Below are 21,352 nucleotides of genomic sequence, written 5' to 3'. Positions count from 1 at the left end.
GGTCTGTACTTGGCTATGTCCTGCTAAATTCAGCAGTATTCTTCAGTTTGCCAAAGCAGGTTCCGAGTCTTTTAGGTGGGCTGTTATTTGGTATTGTTAATCTGGCATACGGTCTAATAACTTCCTCCATGGTCGAAAAAAAACGACTCCGCCCGATCGTGGAGCATTTGCACAAGCTTGCCAAATTTATCCGGATCAATGCGGAGGGTAAGGGAGATTTAACGCAACGGCTGAATATTCAGGAATTCGGCAATGACGAGACACGTGAGTTGGCGAAATGGATTAACAATATGATTGATTCGCTTGAAGGGATTATGCTTCGTGTCAAACAAGCGGCAATTGATGTTCAAGAAAGTCAGTATCTGTTAAACGAATCGACAGTATCGACGGAAGCGGCAACCGAACGGGTAAGCAGTAAAATTCATGACATGATTCGGGGGATCCGGTACCAACTGAAGGATATTGATAATGCGAAAGATGTGTCTCTGCATATGAGCAGCACGCTGCGCGAATTGGAGCAGAAGGCCTCTGATCAAATTGCCGTCGCACAGGATGAAGTCGAACACATCGGCGATAAGATGCAGCATATTCAGCATAAAGTGGAGGAAACAAATCAATCCATTCGGACGTTTCTGGAAACGACACAGGAGATCAGCAACCTATTGCAGGTCATTGAAGAGATATCGACACAGACGAACCTTCTCTCCTTAAATGCTTCTATAGAAGCAGCGCGAGTAGGAGAGTACGGCAAAGGCTTTGCTGTGGTTGCCGGGGAAATACGCAAGCTGGCTGACGTTACCAGGCAGTCGACGATGCAGATTAACGAGACGTTGGGGCATATCGGTCAACAAGCAAAGGAGGCATTTGTGTCGATGGAGGAAGGTACGAATGTAGTGGCAGAGGGCACACAGATCGTCGCTACTGCTTCGGAAATTTTAAACAGTGCGAGTGCACATGATACACAAAAGACACAAGTGGTGAGTGAAGTGGTTGCACTGATGGAGAAAATTGCCGATGTGAGCATCGAGAATCGGAAAATTTCCGCGGAAGTAGAGAGCATGGTACAGGATCTACAACAGAACATGCTGCATGTACGCGGCACTTCCGGTAATGTAGAGTCGATTACTCGATCGTTGCTGCTGCTGGTCAACCAGTTCCATTTGACAGAAAACCGCAAAAGGTAAAATAAAATCGAGGGGGCTATTCCAAAACAACTTGGAACAGCCCCTTTTTCAATTCTCTCCGTGATACGTATCCACAGAGACACTATAAGCTATGGAAAGTGACTATGAATATTTCTTTAAATGATGCGAATTATCCCTGATTCACAAATTCCATTTCAATGTTAAGTTTTACTGTGTCGCCGATCAACACGCCGCCTGTTTCCAAAACTGCATTGTATGTCAGGCCAAAGTCTTTTCGATCCACACTGCCGGTAGCTATAACGCCAATCCGTTCATTTCCCCATGGGTCTTTAGCTGGACCCGTGATTTCACAGTTAAGAGTAAGAGGTTTTGTGACACCGAGAATCGTCAATTGTCCATCGAGAGTGTATTGTTCTCCGTCTACATGCCGTAATTGGGAACTTTGAAAATGAATTTTTGGATATTCACCAACGTGGAAAAAGTCACCGGAACGAAGATGATCATCCCGCTGTTGATTTCGAGTGTCGATACTTGTTGGATCGATTTCTACAGAAATACTGGCAGTCGTAATATCATCAGATTCTACAGCAACAGTTGCATCAAATTCGTTAAAGTGACCACGTACGTTGGAAATCATCATATGGCGTACAGAAAAGCCAATACCGCTATGTGTTTTGTCTAAAACCCAGTTTGCCATTCTTAATACAGCCTCCTTAAATTCGAATGTTTCATAATTGTTTGATAACAACCGTGATTAAAAAAGTTCGTTATATATTTATATTACAATAATATAGATACAAAAAACAAGTAAGTAATTTCGTTTTTTTAATAAACTTTTGTAACGGAAAGGAATAGAATGCGTGGCAGGAAGAATAAGAGTATTGAAAACATTGGTTCCAGGCTTTATTATGATAAAGGAATAAAAAATAGTTTAAGTTTTTTATCATGTTAGTAAATCTAAATAATACTTAATATATAATTTCCATTTATTAATATTTATTGGTATGTATTGCTATATAAAGTATGATTCGTTTGGAAGATGTTCCAGACAACGCGTTTGAGCTGGACATAAGCCAAAATAGGCGCTATCAAGCATCTATTTTGGCTTATTTTATCATATACGGTCGGGGGTATATTGGTTGGGGAATTTGAGTTCAGAGAATGAATCTTGTTTTATTCAATTTTTAGAGCACACTCCTATTGCAACGGCAGTGATCAAAGCAGATGGCAAAATCCAAAAAGTGAATGCTTCGCTGTGTGAAATGCTAGGTTACGAAGAGCGGGAGTTGCTTACGATTCGCTTTCAATCACTGTTGTACCCGGAAGATTCGGAAAATATCGAGTTGCCGCAGGGAAGCATGTACAGTTATCAAGGGGAAAAGCGTTTTGTAAATAAAGAGGGCCAGGTTCTCTGGACACTTGTAACAATCACGATGATTCATAATGAAGGAGAAATCGATAAACAGAGAACATATGTTGTACAACTGCTCAATTTAACACAGTATCGAGAGTTGCTTACATACTCTGGGAATCTTTCGGTTATTGGTGAATTGGCTGCAGGAGTGGCACATGAAATTCGCAATCCTTTAACCAGTTTACGCGGATTTATACAGCTTATGCGAATCAATGAATCGCGACCGAAAAATATCGAATATCTCGAATTAATTCTTTCGGAAATTGATCGAATCAATTCCATTGTAGGTGAATTCTTGCTTTTATCAAAGCCGAAGAAAATGGATATGGAAGAAAAAGATCTGCATGTAATTCTTTCCGATATCATTACATTACTTTCAACACAAGCAATTTTATATAATGTGGAAATTATCAAAAAATTCCATGCACAACGGCCAATTATTATTTGTGAGGAAAACAAAATTAAGCAAGTATTTATTAACATTATCAAAAACGCGATAGAATCCATGAAGCAAGGCGGGCAGATTGTTGTCGAAACAAGAACTCTTTCTAACTTTGTTTTGATCCGAGTGATGGATCAGGGATGTGGAATTTCAAGCGAGTACATCAATAAAGTGGGTCAAGCCTTTTTTACCACAAAAGATAAGGGTACTGGATTGGGGATCATGGTAAGTCTGAACATCGTCCAATATCACAAAGGCCATATGAAATTTATCAGTCATAAAAATCAAGGTACGATTGTTGAAATACAATTACCGATACAGAGCTGCCGATAAGCTGAGAAATGCTTTGGCAGCTTTTTTCATATTCTTGAGTAAATCTGTACATGATATATTCTACAAATTTTTCTCTGTTTGTGAAAATTCGGCTAACGATCGAATGAAAGCAGGGGACGAAATGACTCTACAAGAAAAATTGAACCAATTGGGAAATTATACGAGTCAATTACTAAGGAAAAACTTTGGCAGGGGTCCAGAATCTTGCTATGCAACATTCCGTACCCCATTTGTCATCTTTTACATTCGTGGTTTTCTTTCGCCAATGGAAGAAGTCCTGCTGAAGCAGGGCCATTCTGATACGATCGACGTTTCCAGGAGTATTGTCATCGAAAGTTTGTTGCCGGAACTAAAAGGCGTCATACAGGTAACGCTTGAAACCGAAATCAGGGAATTTTATCATGATTGGAATTTTCCCAATAATACCGGGATCATTGCTGCGGTTATGGATCCAACAAGTTCTCAAGTCGAACCACTTGACGATGGTTTTCCCGTGCAAGAAAAACTGGAATATGAAATAACCCGAATTAGTCACATGGTTGAAAAAACACCGGATAAAATTGAATCATTTCAAATTTCACCAAAGCTGTATGTTGTCATGCGCACAGGCATCTTGGTTCCGGTGGAGAAAGCGTTAGTTGCCAAAGGATATCAGCAGATCCTTGCCGTAACAAAAGATGAAATGGAAAAAGCCAGCTTCCATAGAGACGGTGTATTCGAAGAGGTTTTTCAGCAACAGGTGGCAGATATTTTTGTGGATTGGAATGTCAAGGAAGATAAAAGCCTCATGTGCTTTGTACTCAAATAGCCGGGAAGAAAAAATGTGCGAGGGAAACGATCTCAACTGACATAAAACTACGAATACTAACAAAACATGTACATAAAATACATAATTTGGGCGACGCATTGCAACAAATTTTTTATCGATGGAATGGTACGATGAGGATACCAAATATCTTCATAAGTGGGGATCTGTATGAAGAACCAATATCAAAATCAATCGATACGTTCAAGAATACGCATCATCGCCATGTTTGTCTGTATCATTCTATTCCTGTCGATTCGCAATATTCCTGTAGACGCGTTCAGCCTTGCTTCCCATTCGGATGGGAGACAAACAGGGACGCCTCAACTCCCAAAATCATTATCAATCCAAAAATCATCATCATCCGAACCACTATCAACCCAAAAATCATCAACAACCGTCAATCCACAAAAATTGGATTCGGCAACACTTGACAAGTATCAATCTTTGCTGAGAAAACCTATACACACGAAGGAACAAGCGGAGCACCTTTTGCAATTTATCATCATGGCGGAAGGATTGAAGGCGAAACAAATTTCATTTTTATTTCAGGATCCATCCGGAAATTATTATTTTTCCGTATCCTATGAGAATTTTCCGGATAATATTCGGATTGTTACAAATGATGGGTCTGTAATTGAGGATTACGATCATTAGGAATCGAATAAAAACAGCAAATACAAGTGGTCGCGCAAAGCGGGGTCCACATTTTGGCATATTCCATATTTACTCCCATTGGCAATTGGAAACAATGGGATTTTTTTATATTTCCTTTAATGGTATTATGATTGAAAAGATTTATTGTATGAAAGAACGATTACGGAAATAGTATGAGAGAGTGGTGATCTTCGTACGACTGCCAAGAACGGTTTGAACATGAAAAAGAGAGGAGAAACGTATGCACACACAAGATTCTCTGGTGTCATTGATGATCGTAGTCATCATAGCATTTCTGATTCCAATCGTTTTGGAGAGGCTGCGGTGGCATTTTGTACCGGCCGTAGTTCTGGAGATAATCGCAGGCATTCTTATTGGCAATAGCGGAATTGGGTGGATGCAAGAGGATTCTTGGTTACATTTATTATCGACTCTTGGATTTATGTTTTTAATGTTTATCAGCGGTTTGGAGATCAATTTTGAATCTTTCCAATCGGGCAAGGTAAGCACAGATGTTCGGCCTGGCAAATTAGCAACGATCACATTTCTCTATGTGCTCTTGCTATCCGGGGTCTTAGGCTTCTTTTTTCAACAATTTGGGTTTGTAAAAGATGGAATCTTTATGGGTTTGATGATCTCGACGATTTCATTAAGTATTGTTGTGCCAACGTTAAAAGACAAAGGGATCACAAATACTCCATATGGACAGACGGTGCTTTTAACTGCAGTGATTTCTGATTTTGTCACGATGATCCTGATGTCCGTGTATGTTGCATTTCATGCAAGCAATAGTGCCAAACCATTTTTGCTGTTGATTTTATTTGTTGTCGCATTTTTCTTTTATCGAGTCGTTTTGCACTTCAAGCCGGAGCGTTGGATTAAAAAAATCTCGAAAGAAAGTGTACAGTTAGGAACCCGCGGTGTGTTCGCACTGATTTTATTTTTTGTTGTTCTTTCAGAAAAAGTGGGTACGGAGAGTATTCTTGGAGCTTTTTTGGCAGGTGTCTTGATTTCACTGATGAATCCGGAAAAAGAATTTGTGGATCGGTTAACTTCCTTTGGTTTCGGCTTTCTTATCCCCATTTTCTTTTTTATGGTAGGCGCAAAATTGGATCTGTCCGGTTTGATCCATGATCCGAAAGCGCTGATGTTGGTTCCGTTAGTTCTCGTATCGTTTTTTGCTTCAAAGTTTTTCCCGACCTTGCTTTGGAGAAAATGGTTTCCTTCACGCAATGCGTTAGCTGCAGGCCTTTTGCTTCCGTCGACTTTAAGTTTAATTATTGCAGGTACGACGATCGCTATTGAACTAAAGATCATTTCCGTTTCGGTTCAGGCAGCATTGATTTTAAGTGGTGTCATATCGTGTTTGGTTTCTCCTATCCTCTTTCAAAAAATGGCTTTCGTGCAGATACCGGAAGCAAGAAGGCACGCCTTTTTGATTGGAGCGAATGCGATCACGCTTTCCTTGGCGAGACAGTTATGCCAGTCTGGTTTTGGCGTAGATGTATATGATACGAACCCAAATGAAAAAAAGAGAAGTCCGGGTCAAGAGAATGCAAGTCAAGGATTTGCCATTCATTCTTTGCCAAAGATAACGCCTGACACGTTGGACAACATTGCTGTGGAAGCAAAGGATTCTTTTATTGCATTCACAGGTGATGAGTCACACAATATTCAGGTTGCCAATTGGGCAAAGCGACGCGGACTCGAGACAGTGATATGCCGCTTGGACAACGAACAAAGATTAGGAGAGTTGATCGAGGGGATCCATGTATTCTCTACGTTCCACTCCAACCGGATCCTTTTGCAGGCATTGATTGAAAATCCGACACTCGTGAAGTTTCTGGAAGCGGATCATCCGGTTTATGAAGTGAAGATCATGAATGAGCGGCTTCATCACAAGAAAATTCGCGACTTGCCTTTTGTAAGGGATATACTTGTGATTCGAATTTTCAGGGGAAATGAAGTTATTATTCCACATGGAGATACGGCCATTCAATATGGAGACATCCTTTTGGTAAGCGGGGATCCGGTGAATGTTGAGATGATGCGCAGGGAATGTGTGTAATAAACGGTGTGGAAACAAGGGGATAGCGATAGGGGAAAATAGGAAGTAATATATTGCAAAAAAGCACCTCTTGCCGCTTCAGACGTGGTTTGAGGTGCTTTTTGCGAGTGATTTTGCTAAGATGCCGGTAAATCGCAAATCGATTGCAGCATGGCTGTTGCACAATTAAATGTTAAAATGGCTCACCAATTGTTTTAATTCTTCAGCCATGATCGAAAGCGAGTTGGCCGATGCTGTAATTTCCTCCATGTAAGCAAGTTGTTCTTCAATGGATGCCGAGACGGTTTGTGTGGAAGAAACAGTAGCACCTGTCACTTCTCCGATTTTGTCGATGGCACGTACCGCTTGTTCTGTCCCGGCGGAGATTTGGTATACGGCTGTCGTGGCTTCCTGAATTCGCGCTGCTACATTGGAAACAGACTCCTGAATTTTCTCAAATGCTCTTCCTGCAAGATTTACAGCTTCGATTCCCACTTGCACTTCTTGTGTGCCTTTATCCGTTGCTTGGACAACTTTGGCTATTTCATTTTGAATCGTACCGATCAGATTGCCGATTTGCTTGGCAGAGTCTGTCGATTGTTCTGCCAGTTTGCGAACTTCATCGGCGACAACCGCAAATCCTCTTCCATGTTCACCCGCGCGTGCTGCTTCAATTGCGGCATTTAACGCGAGTAAGTTTGTTTGTGAAGAAATGTTGGTAATGGTATTGACGATCGTTCCAATCATCTGGGAATGTTCTCCAAGGATTTTTACGGAATCCGCCAATTCACTCACGATTCCATGAATCGAGTTCATTTCATAAATCGCTTTGTGAATGGCCGTGTTTCCTTCTGCGGTGATTTCTGAAGCCTCTGTGGCAGACTGTGAAACATTTTTTGAATTATCGACAATTTGATGCATTTCCCTTGCCGTTTGATTTAACGTATGTGCAATTTCATCTACATTCCCCGCTTGCTTTTCCGAACCGGATGATATCTCCTGCATGGTTGTAGCAATTTGTTCGCTGGCTTTGCTGGTTTGTTCAGAACTTGCAAACAATTCGCCTGCTGCGTGCGTTAATTGTTGTGTATTTGTATTGACGCGGGAGATTAAATCTTTTAAATTTTGGATCATGATGCGAAAGTCCTTGGACAATCGGCCGATTTCATTGTTATGTTTGATTTCCATTGGCTCAATCGTCAAATCTCCTTTTGCAACGAGATCTGCTTGATTGGCCATCGCTACAATCGGAGTCGTGATGCGCTTTGCAATCAACCAGACAACAGCAAGTCCGACGATAATCGACACACCTAAAGTGATCAGCAGGATATACAGTACTTGTGCCGCGCCGCTGTTATAATCCTGTAAATACGATCCGGCACATACAATCCAGCCCCATGCAGGCGCTTTCTCGGAGTATACAATTTTAGGAGCGATTTGCTTTGAATTGGGAAGGGGGAAACTGTAATAGGTAAATCCGCCATGATTGATCAGCGCTTGTTTGACAATTTCCTGCCCGATCATGACTCCATCCACCGATTTCATATTCCAAAGGTTTTTGCCTTCAAGGGTCGGGTGAGCGATTTCCGTCGCATGTTTGTCAAAGACAAAAAAGTAACCGTTTGCACCGAGATTAAAAGCATGATTGATCGGTCGCTTGCCGGATGCATCCTTTGGACCCAGAATCATTTCTTTGACCCTTTCTTGTGCAACTTGCAGAGGCAAGCGGCCTGCTTCCACTTCTTTATTTAATTCGCCGATGGTGCTGTTGACCAAACGCACATCATTGATCAACTGGATTTTCCCGGACTTGTCTAGTTCACTTTTTGCAGTTTCATAACCTAATATGCCGATTATAATGCTGGGAATTGCCAGAATCAGCAAACATATGATAATGAGTTCGGTTCGCAACGATTTGAACGTAAAGAATCTTGCAAGAACAGCCATTTTTAAAACTTCCCTTCCTGTTAGTAAGCCTAGTTTGTGGAATATATGTAATTTGTTTTCTTAACTTCGATATTAAACGCAACAGAACAAATGTACAATATATTCTTGCTAGATTTATATTTGTTTCATTTTTTGTGTATTATAGTATACAGAGAAAAAAGCTTGCGATGAGAAGGATGATAGTGATTGGAACATAACTCTACTTCGTCAAATTTTATTAGAAACATTGTTATGGAAGATATCAAAAGCGGAAAAGTCAAAGAGATCATTACTCGTTTTCCGCCGGAACCGAATGGATATTTGCATATTGGACATGCCAAATCGATTTGCTTAAATTTTGAATTGGCAGATGATTTTCAGGGCAAGACCCATTTGCGCTTTGATGATACCAATCCTGTCAAAGAAGATGCCGAGTTTGTCGAGTCAATCAAAGATGATGTGAAATGGCTGGGATTTAACTGGGATCATGTATATTTTGCATCGGATTATTTCGAAGAAATGTACAGCCGGGCAATTGTATTGATCAAGAAAGAAAAGGCGTACGTCTGCGACCTGTCTGCCGAAGAAATCCGGGAAACACGCGGAACGTTGACACAGCCCGGAAAAGAAAGTCCGTTTCGAAATCGCTCAGTTGCAGAGAACCTTGAATTATTTGAACGAATGCGCAAGGGTGAATTTAAGGACGGAGAAAAGGTTCTGCGGGCAAAAATCGATATGACATCACCCAATTTGAATTTACGGGATCCTGTGCTGTATCGAATTTCACATGCCGTACATCACAATACTGGGGATACGTGGTGCATTTACCCAATGTACGATTTTGCCCATCCCTTGGAAGATGCCATTGAGGGTGTAACACATTCGATTTGTACGCTCGAATTCGAAGACCATCGTCCGCTTTACGATTGGGTCGTACAGGAATGCGAAATGGAGCATCAGCCAAAACAATATGAGTTTGCACGGTTAAATCTTGCCAATACGGTCATGAGTAAGCGCAAATTGAAACTGTTGGTTGATGAAAAAGTTGTAGACGGATGGGACGATCCGCGCATGCCGACGATTTCCGGATTGCGCAGACGGGGATACACACCGGAATCCATTCGGAATTTCTGCAGAGAAATCGGAGTTTCCAAAAGCAATAGTACAGTTGATGTCAAATTGTTGGAGCATTTTATCCGGGAAGATCTGAAATTGAAGTCTCCGCGGACAATGGCTGTATTGCGCCCTTTAAAAGTGGTCATCACCAATTATCCGGAAGGGCAGGTAGAATATCTGGATGCAGAAATAAATCCTGAAAATCCGGAGATGGGAACACGAAGCATTCCGTTTTCCCGGGAAATTTATATCGAACAAGATGATTTTATGGAAGAACCGCCCAAAAAATATTTTCGATTGTTTCCAGGTAATGAGGTGCGCCTGAAACATGCGTACTTTATTACCTGTAATGAAGTGATAAAAGATGAGCAAGGCAATATCGTGGAACTGCATTGTACATATGACCCTGAGACCAAAAGCGGCAGCGGATTTACCGGAAGAAAAGTAAAAGGAACGATCCATTGGGTGGATGCACAACAGGCGGTGGCGGCGGAGTTTCGCTTGTATGAATCCTTGTTGTCGGATGAGGAGCAAGGGGAAGGAACTACATTTTTAAACCATATCAATCCGGATTCATTGGAGATCTTGCAAGGTTTCGTCGAACCGAATATGCGTGAATCAAAAGCGCATGACAAGTTTCAATTTTTCCGTCATGGGTACTTTAATGTCGACCCAAAAGATGCAACGAAAGCGAGGGTAGTGTTTAATCGCATCGTTTCCCTAAAAAGTTCTTTTGAGTTGCCAAAGTCTTAATCGGCAAAGTCTTAGGGCGGTTCGCATTAGTGTAGTTAGAGTGTAGATAGAAATAAAATGCAGTTAAAATGAAATGAATTGTAAAATTTAAAACGGTAAATGCGTGCGCAGGATCGAATGCTCATGTAAATCGGGCACCAAAAATAGCAGATAGCTGCTCATCTTTTGGTGCCCGTTTTTATGTTCCATTTTGCTGCAACGAGCTCACTTTTGCACACCCTGAATATATGCAAAGAAGTAAAGGAGTCCGACAAACACTCCGCCGCCGACAATATTGCCGAGCAATACGGGGACAAAATTGTTGAAAAAATCGGCCCATGTCAATGCCCCTGCAAAGATCGCTGCAGGTATGACGAACATATTTGCCACAACGTGTTGAAATCCGATGGCTACAAATGCCATAATGGGAAACCAGATGGCAAGAATTTTCCCTGCAAAATCATCGGCTCCATAAGCCAACCAAACGGCCAGGCACACCAGCCAGTTGCAGCCGATTGCCGATACAAACGCTTGTCCAAAATCGTCATGCAATTTTGCTTTGGCAATTGCAATCGTCTTTAGTCCAAACGGTCCCGCTTCTGTTAATCCAACCACATGCCCAAAAAAGTACGCGACAAAAATCGCGCCGATAAAATTGCTGATCAAGATCCAAAACCAATTGATAAATACTTTGGCAAAACTGATACGGCCTGCAAAATATGCCATCGGCAATGACATCATATTCCCTGTGAGCAATTCCGCACCTGCCAAAACCACCAATACAAGTCCGACGGGGAATACGGATGCGCCCAGAAATGTGGCGAATGAGCCCCATTGTTTAGACAAATCCCCACTGACGCGAATATCCAAGAGAAATCCTAATGCAATAAATGCCCCTGCCAAAAAACCTAAGATGAGAGCAGTGCCTATTGGAAGATTCGCCTTTCTTTCTCCTGCATCAATCGTTAACTCGGCAATTCTCTGAGGTGTATGAAATGCCATGGAATCACTCCTTTTATCCGCTTCGAATTTTTGTAGTTTGCCCGAAGGAAACATGGAATTATGTAAGATTTGCGTGATTAGACAGGAAAAATTGGGGGAAAATAACTATGAGCAAAATTAGCATCAGCATCAGAATCAGAAATGGGAATGGAAGTTGAGGTGTTTTATCGTTGCGAATACCGTCAGATCAATCCGTTCAAACAATTGAAGTCATGGTTGATGGGACATCTATCGCAGTACAAGCGGATCGTAATGTGCTGGAAGCGATTTTGCAGAAACGGGAAGCATTTCCGCACATCTGTTATCATCCGGCATTGGGACCGATTGAGACATGTGACACGTGTATTGCCGAAGTAGATGGCAAGCTTGTGCGAACATGTTCGATGCAGGTACGGCCGGGAATGAACATTCAAACGGTGGCGGATCGGGCACAATCAACAAGAATGGAAGCGCTGAACCGGATCCTGCGCAATCATGAATTGTATTGCACTGTCTGTGACAATAACAATGGAAATTGTGTCGTACACAATACGGCACTTATGATGGGTGTGGAACATCAAACATACCCGTTCGAACCAAAACCCTATGAACAGGACAATTCCCACCCGTTTTATCGGTATGATCCTGATCAATGCATTTTATGCGGACGCTGTGTAGAGGCTTGTCAAAATTTGCAGGTAAGTGAAGTTCTGTCGATTGCATGGGACAGAGAACGGCCACGGGTCATATGGGATGAAGATGTTCCGATCAATGAGTCTTCTTGCGTTTCCTGCGGACATTGTGTCACTGTCTGCCCTTGTAACGCATTGATGGAAAAAAACATGTTGGGGGAAGCTGGCTTCCTGACGGGGATCGGGCCCGAATTGTGGGAATCCATGGTGCATTTGGTGAAGGAGATCGAACCTGGGTATGGGCCGATTTTTACCGTTTCCGAGATTGAAGCACAGATGCGGGAATCCCGGATCAAGAAGACAAAAACCGTTTGTACATACTGTGGTGTCGGCTGTAGTTTTGATATTTGGACAAAGGATCGAAAAATTCTAAAAGTGGAACCGCAAATGGAGGCGCCTGCCAACCAAGTATCCACTTGTGTAAAAGGAAAGTTTGGCTGGGATTTTGTAAACAGTACGGAACGCATTTTACAACCCTTGATTCGGAAAGGCCGGGAATTTGTTCCCGTAACTTGGGAAGAAGCGTTGGACTATACAGCAGCCAAGCTGCGGGAAATTAAAGAAAGAGATGGCGCAGATGCCATCGGGTATATTTCCTCTTCCAAATGTACAAATGAGGAAAATTATTTAATGCAGAAATTTGCCCGTGCTGTCATGGGGACCAATAATATTGACAATTGTTCCCGGTACTGCCAAACACCTGCGACGGAAGGATTGCGGCGGACGTTTGGACTTGGCGGCGATACCGGATCGATCGAAGACATCGGGAGTTCTGAACTGGTGATAATCGTCGGCGCCAATCCGGCAGAATCCCACCCAGTGTTGTCTACGCGTATTCGCCGCGCACATAAAAAGCATGGCCAAAAGTTGATCGTGGCAGATTTGCGGAAAAACGATTTGGCCAAACGGGCGGATTTGTTTCTACACCCGAAGCCGGGGACAGATCTGATCTGGTTGTCCGCCGTTGCCAAATACATCATCGATCAAAATTGGCATGACAAAGAATTTATCGAAGCGCATGTCAATGGATTTGAGGAATTTGTAAATTGGCTGAAGCCTTATACGTTGGAATATGCAGAACAGCAAACAGGCATTTCAAAGCAGCAGCTCATCGATACGGCAACCATGATCCATTCGGTACATTCCGTATGCATTTGTTGGGCGATGGGTGTAACGCAACACATTGCCGGCAGCGAGACCAGTACGGCCATTTGCAATTTGCTGCTTGTGACAGGAAATGTCGGACGCAGGGGAACAGGCGCATATCCGTTGCGGGGGCATAACAACGTCCAGGGTGCCGGGGACTTTGGCTGTGCTCCACTGTATTTGCCGGGATACGAGCGAGTGGATGATCCTGCAGTCAAAGCAAAATACGAGTCGGTGTGGAACGCAAAAATCCCCGAGAATCCGGGATTGGACAACCATCACATGGTGGAAAAAATTCATGAAGGCAAACTGAAAGCCATGTATGTGATGGGTGAGGAGATGGCATTGGTCGACTCCAACTCCAATCATGTGCAAGGCGCCTTTGAAAAATTGGAATTTTTCATCGTACAGGATATTTTCTTCAGTAAAACGGCACAATTTGCCGATGTGATCCTTCCAGGATGCCCAAGTCTTGAAAAAGACGGGACATTTACAAATACGGAGCGGCGCATGCAACGGTTGTATAAAGTATTTGAACCATTGGGAGAAGCGAAACCGGATTGGTGGATTTTGACAGAGCTTGCAAAACGCTTGGGCGTCGATTGGGGATATGAGCATCCTGCGCAAATTCTGGAGGAAGCGACAGCATTGACGGAATTGATGGCTGGCGTGACGTATGAACGGCTGGAAGGATATAAAAGTTTGCAGTGGCCAGTGGACAAGGATGGGAAGGATACGCCTTTGTTGTATACAAACGGCTTTCCGTTCTCGGATGGCAAAGCGAAACTCCATATTCCCGTGTACCATGAGCCGGTATTGCAGCCGGATGAGGAGTATGATCTGCATCTGAATAACGGACGTTTGCTTGAGCATTTTCATGAGGGCAATCTTACGTATCGGGTACCGGGCATTCGCAAAAAGGTGCCTACCACATTTGTGGAGGTTTCCCCTGAATTGGCACGGGAAAGAGGTGTGGAAACAGGCTCGCTGGTACGCATTGTATCTCCGTATGGAGCGGTAAAAGTTCGCGTGGAAGTAACCGATCGCGTGCAGGGAAAAGAATTATATTTGCCGATGAATACACCGAAAGACGAAGAAGCGGTGAATTATTTAACGAGCAGTTATCATGATGCGATCACACACACACCGGCATATAAGGAACTGTCGGTGCGGATGGAAGTGTTGCAAAAAGAAGGTCCGTCACCTTTCGTAAAAGGCAATTTTCGCCTCGGCAATCCGCAACCGAAACCAGGCGTCATGGTGGAAAAGAAATGGCAGAGAGAGGATTATATACCGTTAACAGATGACGGCACAGCGACGGAGATCCGTGAGCCGATGTAAATGCAAAAGTAACAGCAGAAAACAGCAGGAGGTGATCCTATGGCACAAGCAATTACGAATATTCAAACGGCACCGCCGGAAATGGAATTTTTTCATACACAAGACGCAGCAAAGAAAAGCATGGATCAATTCGTGGATGCGATGGCAGCAAATGCAGAAGCGCTGCAGGAGTTTGTCAAATGTATCAGTTTGCTGCATGCTCGCGGGATTTTGCCGATTGTGAACGCGTTGCTGGATCAAGGGGAAGGTGTCATGAAAATTCTTGTCGATCAAGCACAGCAGCCGCAGTACGCGACCGGCATAAAAAATTCCATTGCACTGTTGGAAATCTTGGGATCCCTTGATGTATCAACCATTCATACCATGTTGCAAGCAATGACACAAGTGGCTGAAGATACAAAGAAGGAGGAAGTTCATCCGATGACCATTTTTCGGTTGTTGGGGTCATTAAAGGATCCCGATATCGCTGCGGGTCTATCATACATGTTGGAAGTGGTAAAAGCACTCGGCAAAGACTTGCGGACGAGAAGTTGAGCAGGAGGATCCACAGATTCAAAATCAATGTACGAATCATGTTTCGATCATTGACACAAATACGCAAACACGCAAATTGACGGGAATACAAGCCAATTTGCGTGTAGATGTAACGGATAAATGCAACATTTTTTTGAAAACATTGGAAATGCAGGAATTTTGAATTTACAATTCGTAGAAGTATGATAATATATAATAGAACATACGGAAAAAACCGAATGAACTATATAAACGTTATTCATTATATTTTCAGAATAAATCAAAGATGAATATCATAAACATCATAAAGAATATGTCCGATTGAAAAGTAATGTTGAAATCGGCGAACAGAAGAAGACGGTGTGATTGCAATGGATGAAACAAAGCTCGATCAAGCGCGAAGCCATTATATCCAATCGTTGACGGAGACGCTCGAATTATATGGATTAAGTCCTTCCATGGGGCTGTTGTATGGAACCATGTTGTTTCAGGATCGACCGTTGACTCTGGATGAAATGTGTCAGCAAACAGGAATGAGCAAGACGAGCATGAGTACAGGTGTGCGTGAATTGTCCCGTCTGAAGCTTGTCAAGAAAAAATGGGAAAGAGGCGTAAGGAAAGATCTGTACGAGGCTGAACATGATCTGATTCGAGCTTTCATCGACTATTTTGTATATTTGTGGGAGCAGGAGATTGAAATCAATAAAAAAGGCCTCGTTCAAACGGAACGGACCATTCGTAAGCTTTTGGCATCCGGAGAGCTGACTGAAGCAGAGAATGCAGAGGCACAAAAAGATTTGGAGAAAGTTGCAACTGCGAAAATATATTATGCTTGGCTTCATGAATTATCCCATTTTTTTCAGAACGATGAAGTGATGAAGCAAATTCAAGTCACTGAGGAAATGGTGAAACGGCTGTTTCCTTAATGTTGCGATTGGTGAAAGGTTATATGGAATGCATGAAATCTGCCTGAATTGTTATTATTGAGATTGGTATTGAGTTCGGTAATGAGTTTGGAATGATTACAAACGAGAGGAGATGATTTATATGGGTATGTTTTCATTTGCTGACTACAACACGTAACTGGCGCACAAAGTGTGCTAGACAAAACCATATCGTTTGCTTCTATCAAAAACGCTGAATTCTTTGAGGAAAAGAAGCGGGGGACCCATCATAATGGGGTGAATCTATTTCTTACCGGTAATGGCTAATGAAATAGTAGGGTGAACTTTCAACCCGAATCCGGCAGCTAACTTCGCAAGCGTAGAAAGTAACAGCAAATGGATTGTGGTGTTTGTATATACAAACTCTGCTGCTTTATCCTTTTATTTAACCCTTTGTATTTTGCTGCTTTCTACTTTATTCCCCCTTCTTTTACCTTCTTATTTCCTTTATTTTCTATGTATTTGCCGGTTATTTTGATTTCGTATGCCATATGCCGAATGCATGTGTTTTTATTAATTTTGGACGCTTGAGTACGATCATGTACGATTTTTTATGTCTGTTTTTATGTCTGAGATCTATCATTCTATTTATTAATCGATCGCATCATTTATTTCGTATATAAAAAATTCAGTTAATAGAAATAAAGGGAGGAAGAATGTGTGGAACCTATTATTACCATTCGCAATGTTTCAAAATTGTTTGGAAGTCGCCAGGATGAAGCGATCCGGCTGCTGGAGTCCGGGGCGTCCAAAGATCAGATATTACAAAAATGTGGCGTAACCATTGCATTGAATCATGTCAATTTGAACATTCAGCCAGGTGAACTGTTTGTCATCATGGGTTTGTCCGGCAGCGGGAAATCTACATTGTTGCGCTGTCTGAACCGACTGATCGACCCGTCGCTGGGGGCCATTGTGATTGATGGACAGAACATTGTCGATATGGGAAAAAACGAACTGCAGCGATTCCGGCAAAAAAAGATGGCCATGGTATTTCAAAAGTTTGCGCTTTTCCCACATCGAACGGTTTTGGAAAATGTGGCATTCGGGCTAGAAATACAAAATGTGGACAAAGAGCAGCGATTGCAAGTCGCCCGCGAAAAATTGGCGGCTGTCGGACTGGAGGGCTGGGAAGAGCAATACCCGCAGAATTTGAGCGGCGGTATGCAGCAGCGGGTCGGCTTGGCGCGGGCGTTGTGCAGCGACCCGGACATTTTGTTGATGGATGAGGCGTTTAGCGCACTGGATCCGTTGATTCGCGACGATATGCAGAGTGAGCTCTTGCAATTGCAGCAAAAGCTTAAAAAAACGATCGTCTTCATTACGCATGATCTCAATGAAGCGCTGCGCATCGGTGATCGGATCGCACTAATGAAAGACGGTGCGGTCGTACAAGTGGGGACACCGGAAGAAATTATTACAAATCCGGCTGATGAGTACGTATCCCGATTTGTCAAAGGCGTCGATGTCACCAAAGTGTTGGTGGCAAAAGACGTGATGAAACGCCCTTCGCCTGTTCTGCGTCTCAAGGAAGGGCCGAATGTAGCATTGCGGGTATTGCGGGATGCGGGTCTGTCCAGCGGATTTGTCGTGGATCAGGAACGGCGGTTGCAGGGATTGATCATGGCGGATGCAGTGGCACGGGCAGCGGCCAATAAAGTTCAGTCGTTGGCGGAATGCCCTCTTGAGCAGACGATTCAAGTGGCGCCGGATACCTCTCTTGAGGAATTGGTCAATCTGATCGTCACGACGCGCTATCCATTGGCTGTCGTTGATCAGCATGCTGTCTTGCAGGGGTTGATTTTAAAAAGCTCGATTTTGGAGGCCATTGCCGAACAAGGAGGCAGAGAAGAGAGATGATTCCAAAACTTCCATTAGCACATTGGATCAATCAGTTTGTGAATTGGCTGTATAATGCCACAGGGCCCTTTTTTGAGGCAATTGCAAATGTTGTAAAGGCGATCATTGAAGGGATTGACCAATTCGTTCAGTGGCTGCCCTGGTGGCTTGTCATTGTCTTATTTGGAGTGCTCGCATTTCGGTCCGGACGATGGAAACTTTCCATCGGAACGGTGGTTGGTTTGCTTTTTATCTACGATTTGCAGTTATGGAGGCATATGATTTCGACATTGGTGCTGGTCATTGTGTCATCCCTTTTATCGTTGTTGATTGGCTTGCCGTTAGGGATTATGACTTCAAAAAGCGAACGATTGCACCGGATCGTTACGCCTTTATTGGATCTTATGCAGACGATGCCGTCATTCGTATACCTGGTGCCGGTTCTGATGTTTTTTAACATCGGTGTGGTTCCGGCGATTTTCGCGACGATGGTATTTGCGATGCCGCCGTCGATCCGTTTGACGCGGCTCGGCATTTTGCAAGTGCCGAAAGAGTTGGTGGAGGCTTCACGCTCGTTTGGCTCTACCGATTGGCAGTTATTGCGCAAAGTACAGCTGCCGTTAGCAATGCCGACGATTAAAGCGGGCATCAATCAGACGATCATGTTGGCATTATCGATGGTAGTCATCGCATCGATGATCGGTGCGGGAGGTCTGGGAGCGGACGTTATGTCTGCACTTGAGACTGTCGATGTAGGAAAAGGATTTGAAGCAGGCATCAGTATCGTGATAATCGCTATTGTTTTAGATAGAATTTCACAGCGATTAGGTAATAAAAGGCTAAGTGCCAAACCAAAAAACAAGCAGGCCAAACGTTATGAGAACAAGAAAGAAAATCCAATTATTGATAACGGATATTCATACGTGAAGTGATGTTGTAAAGAATAAATACAACGGCAAATCATATGGTATAATTATCCTGGCAGCACTACGTGTCTGTTCAGAAAGGTTGGAAAGATATTTCTCCTGATTTTCGCCTCTTTGAACAGGCAATTTCTTGCATTATAAACGAACTGCATTTTAAAGGAGGCATACATATGGGTAGAAGTTTAACAGATACGACCCGCTTGCATAATGGGGTACATATGCCTTGGTTCGGGCTTGGCGTGTATAAAGCCGAAGCAGGCAATGAAGTGGAGCAGGCAGTACAAGCTGCGCTGGAAGTGGGCTACCGCAGCATTGATACGGCAGCATTCTATCAGAACGAGGAAGGTGTCGGGAAAGCGCTGAAAGAGTCTGGCGTAAATCGGGAACAAGTATTTGTTACGACAAAAGTTTGGAACAGCGACCAGGGCTACGAATCCACATTGCAAGCGTTTGAAGTCAGCCGCAAAAAGCTCGGTCTGGAATACCTCGATCTTTATTTGGTTCATTGGCCGGTCAAAGGGAAATATAAAGATACATGGAGAGCATTGGAAAAACTGTACAAAGACGGATTTGTAAGGGCCATCGGTGTCAGCAATTTTCAAATTCATCACTTGCAAGATGTGATGAATGAAAGCGAAATCGTACCGATGGTCAATCAAGTGGAGTATCATCCGTATTTAACACAAAAAGAGCTGCAGACATTCTGCAGGGAGCAGCAAATTCAATTGGAAGCATGGAGTCCTTTGATGCGCGGCGGTGAACTGCTGGGCCATTCGGTCGTTGCGGAATTGGCGCAAAAATACGGTAAAACACCTGCACAAGTGGTTCTACGTTGGGATTTGCAAAATGAAGTTGTGACCATTCCGAAGTCGGTCCGTGCGGAGCGTATCAAGGAAAATTCGCAAATCTTCGATTTTCAGTTGTCCCAAGAGGACATGTTGAAGATCGATGCATTAAATCAAAACAAACGCATTGGACCAGATCCGGATAATTTTAACTTTTAACCGGGAAAAAACACAATGGGATCGTTCCAAAAGCCTTCAGACACTATCGTCTGGGGGCTTTTTTTTGCTGTCTCGTCTTTTTATGCGGATTAGAAAGGTTGCCAGGATTAAAACACACCGTAACAGATCATACTAATGAAAAACCTTCCATTTTGAGGTGGATATGATGCAAAAGTATTATCAGTACGGTCGGTTGTTTGCATGCTTGGAAGTAATTGAAGCAAATGGATGGCTGCCATCACCAACGACTTTGTCTGTGTTGTACAGACAATTTGAGCCAAGCCGGTTTTCGTATTTATTGCGAAATCATAGACGAAAATTAAATAGGATGAATTCCGAGACAGCTCAAATACTAGAGCAGGAGATGATAAAAATATTTCATGCATTGCCTGTGGAATCGTTTCCAATTATACAATCTTTTCAGCAGCAAAAGGAACTATCATCCGGCTACTATGATCAGATGGTAAAATTGAATCAGGAACTTGTGGCAGTTTCCTGATCAATAAAATTCATTGATTTGTATGACTTTCATCACAACGTCCCAAAGCCATATATATTACGATTCGGATATCAAGATGCGAAAGCACCTTATATTCGAGGAGGAATAGACATGAGTACATCCGTGTATCAAGGGACAGAAAAGATCGGTGACATTGTCGCAGAATTTCCAGGTGCCAGCAATATTTTTCGTGAATATAAAATTGATTTTTGCTGCGGCGGGAATCGTTCTCTGCTGGCTGTTATCGAAAAGCAAAAGTTAAATGCAGAAGAAGTTCTTGAGAAATTAAATCAGGCATATGGGGACATGAAAGAACAGTCGAAGCAGGCCGATTGGCGCAAAGAGCCATCCGCACTTCTGATTGATCATATTGTCAACAAACATCACGGCTATTTGCAGCGGGAAATGCCTTTGTTAAGTGAATTCACCACCAAAATCTTGCGCGTGCATGGAGCCGGCCATCCGGAATTAGCTTCCCTCCATCGTCTGTTCCACCAGGTGAAGATGGAGTTGGATCAGCACTTGATTCGGGAGGAACAGGTTCTTTTCCCGCTCATCAAAGAATATGAGCAGAATCCGTCTGAGGATGTGAAACAGCGAGTGGTGAAAGAACTGGAAGAATTGGAGAACGAGCATGAGCAGGCCGGAGACTTGGTAAAAGAAATGCGACAGGTTACCGCTGAGTATCAGTTGCCGCCGGAAGCGTGTCGGACTTATACATTAACATTTCAAAAATTGCAGGAATTCGAATCGGACCTGTTTGAACATATCCATCTTGAAAATAACGTATTATTTCCGCGTTTTGTTACAATCAGCGAATAAATCGTATGGGATGATGGAGAAATACTTG

Annotated in this window: 17 protein-coding genes and 1 riboswitch; of the genes, 14 read left to right on the top strand and 3 right to left on the bottom strand. The window is 43.0% G+C overall.

What is annotated here, in order from left to right; translation table 11 throughout:
• Nucleotides 1–47: 47 nt before the first annotated feature.
• Nucleotides 48–1,184: a methyl-accepting chemotaxis protein gene (locus LSG31_RS05310; protein WP_347438360.1), complete on the top strand. Its 1,137-nt coding sequence runs from the start codon at nucleotides 48–50 to the stop codon at nucleotides 1,182–1,184.
• A 130-nt stretch (nucleotides 1,185–1,314) separates the two neighbouring features.
• Here the strand turns inward: LSG31_RS05310 and LSG31_RS05305 are convergent, their stop codons facing one another.
• Nucleotides 1,315–1,842, bottom strand: coding sequence for a YceI family protein (locus tag LSG31_RS05305; RefSeq protein ID WP_347438359.1), 528 nt, complete (start codon nucleotides 1,840–1,842; stop codon nucleotides 1,315–1,317).
• A gap of 442 nt (nucleotides 1,843–2,284) precedes the next feature.
• Here LSG31_RS05305 and LSG31_RS05300 point away from each other — a divergent pair, with 442 nt between their 5' ends.
• The 4 genes from LSG31_RS05300 (at nucleotide 2,285) to LSG31_RS05285 (ending at nucleotide 6,864) form a co-directional block, all read left to right on the top strand.
• Nucleotides 2,285–3,334 carry an ATP-binding protein gene (locus LSG31_RS05300; protein ID WP_347438358.1) on the top strand — a complete coding sequence of 350 codons (1,050 nt, stop codon included), beginning with the start codon at nucleotides 2,285–2,287 and terminating at the stop codon, nucleotides 3,332–3,334.
• Nucleotides 3,335–3,455: 121 nt separating this feature from the next.
• Nucleotides 3,456–4,142, top strand: coding sequence for a Na-translocating system protein MpsC family protein (locus LSG31_RS05295; protein WP_347438357.1), 687 nt, complete (start codon nucleotides 3,456–3,458; stop codon nucleotides 4,140–4,142).
• A 168-nt stretch (nucleotides 4,143–4,310) separates the two neighbouring features.
• The gene (locus tag LSG31_RS05290) at nucleotides 4,311–4,796 is read left to right on the top strand and encodes a hypothetical protein (RefSeq protein ID WP_347438356.1); all 486 of its coding nucleotides are present in this window, start codon (nucleotides 4,311–4,313) and stop codon (nucleotides 4,794–4,796) included.
• Between the two features lie 241 nt (nucleotides 4,797–5,037).
• Nucleotides 5,038–6,864: a monovalent cation:proton antiporter family protein gene (locus LSG31_RS05285; protein ID WP_347438355.1), complete on the top strand. Its 1,827-nt coding sequence runs from the start codon at nucleotides 5,038–5,040 to the stop codon at nucleotides 6,862–6,864.
• Between the two features lie 165 nt (nucleotides 6,865–7,029).
• On the opposite strand, the gene LSG31_RS05280 is transcribed toward LSG31_RS05285, so the two are convergent.
• Nucleotides 7,030–8,790: a methyl-accepting chemotaxis protein gene (locus LSG31_RS05280; RefSeq protein ID WP_347438354.1), complete on the bottom strand. Its 1,761-nt coding sequence runs from the start codon at nucleotides 8,788–8,790 to the stop codon at nucleotides 7,030–7,032.
• Nucleotides 8,791–8,976: 186 nt separating this feature from the next.
• On the opposite strand from LSG31_RS05280, the gene LSG31_RS05275 reads away from it, so the two are divergent.
• Complete coding sequence (locus tag LSG31_RS05275; RefSeq protein ID WP_347438353.1) at nucleotides 8,977–10,638, top strand: glutamine--tRNA ligase/YqeY domain fusion protein; 1,662 nt, start codon at nucleotides 8,977–8,979, stop codon at nucleotides 10,636–10,638.
• A 204-nt stretch (nucleotides 10,639–10,842) separates the two neighbouring features.
• On the opposite strand, the gene LSG31_RS05270 is transcribed toward LSG31_RS05275, so the two are convergent.
• A complete protein-coding gene (locus LSG31_RS05270; protein ID WP_347438352.1) occupies nucleotides 10,843–11,619 on the bottom strand; it encodes a formate/nitrite transporter family protein in 777 nt (258 codons plus the stop codon).
• Between the two features lie 170 nt (nucleotides 11,620–11,789).
• Here LSG31_RS05270 and fdhF point away from each other — a divergent pair, with 170 nt between their 5' ends.
• From fdhF to ric, 8 genes are all read left to right on the top strand, one after another.
• The gene (fdhF, locus tag LSG31_RS05265; protein ID WP_430734243.1) at nucleotides 11,790–14,777 is read left to right on the top strand and encodes a formate dehydrogenase subunit alpha; all 2,988 of its coding nucleotides are present in this window, start codon (nucleotides 11,790–11,792) and stop codon (nucleotides 14,775–14,777) included.
• Between the two features lie 39 nt (nucleotides 14,778–14,816).
• Nucleotides 14,817–15,311, top strand: a complete 495-nt coding sequence (locus LSG31_RS05260) for a helical membrane plugin domain-containing protein (RefSeq protein WP_347438351.1) — start codon at nucleotides 14,817–14,819, stop codon at nucleotides 15,309–15,311.
• A gap of 350 nt (nucleotides 15,312–15,661) precedes the next feature.
• Nucleotides 15,662–16,216 carry a GbsR/MarR family transcriptional regulator gene (locus LSG31_RS05255; protein WP_347438350.1) on the top strand — a complete coding sequence of 185 codons (555 nt, stop codon included), beginning with the start codon at nucleotides 15,662–15,664 and terminating at the stop codon, nucleotides 16,214–16,216.
• 199 nt (nucleotides 16,217–16,415) lie between these two features.
• A riboswitch (cyclic di-AMP (ydaO/yuaA leader) is annotated at nucleotides 16,416–16,569 on the top strand.
• 325 nt (nucleotides 16,570–16,894) lie between these two features.
• Complete coding sequence (locus tag LSG31_RS05250; RefSeq protein WP_347438349.1) at nucleotides 16,895–18,094, top strand: quaternary amine ABC transporter ATP-binding protein; 1,200 nt, start codon at nucleotides 16,895–16,897, stop codon at nucleotides 18,092–18,094.
• The gene (locus LSG31_RS05245) at nucleotides 18,091–19,005 is read left to right on the top strand and encodes an ABC transporter permease (protein WP_347438348.1); all 915 of its coding nucleotides are present in this window, start codon (nucleotides 18,091–18,093) and stop codon (nucleotides 19,003–19,005) included. The genes LSG31_RS05250 and LSG31_RS05245 overlap by 4 nt, the downstream gene beginning before the upstream one ends.
• A gap of 164 nt (nucleotides 19,006–19,169) precedes the next feature.
• Nucleotides 19,170–20,003 carry an aldo/keto reductase gene (locus LSG31_RS05240; protein WP_347438347.1) on the top strand — a complete coding sequence of 278 codons (834 nt, stop codon included), beginning with the start codon at nucleotides 19,170–19,172 and terminating at the stop codon, nucleotides 20,001–20,003.
• Between the two features lie 166 nt (nucleotides 20,004–20,169).
• Nucleotides 20,170–20,502 carry a type I-C CRISPR-associated protein Cas8c/Csd1 gene (locus LSG31_RS05235; RefSeq protein WP_347438346.1) on the top strand — a complete coding sequence of 111 codons (333 nt, stop codon included), beginning with the start codon at nucleotides 20,170–20,172 and terminating at the stop codon, nucleotides 20,500–20,502.
• Between the two features lie 111 nt (nucleotides 20,503–20,613).
• Nucleotides 20,614–21,324 (top strand): iron-sulfur cluster repair di-iron protein, encoded by a 711-nt coding sequence (gene ric, locus LSG31_RS05230; RefSeq protein WP_347438345.1) that lies wholly within the window; start codon nucleotides 20,614–20,616, stop codon nucleotides 21,322–21,324.
• Nucleotides 21,325–21,352 lie beyond the last annotated feature (28 nt).

This window comes from Fodinisporobacter ferrooxydans (genome assembly GCF_022818495.1).
GTDB lineage: Bacteria > Bacillota > Bacilli > Tumebacillales > MYW30-H2 > Fodinisporobacter > Fodinisporobacter ferrooxydans.
Note: the sequence above shows the minus strand (reverse complement) of the source record. Positions and strands in the feature narration are given on the sequence as shown.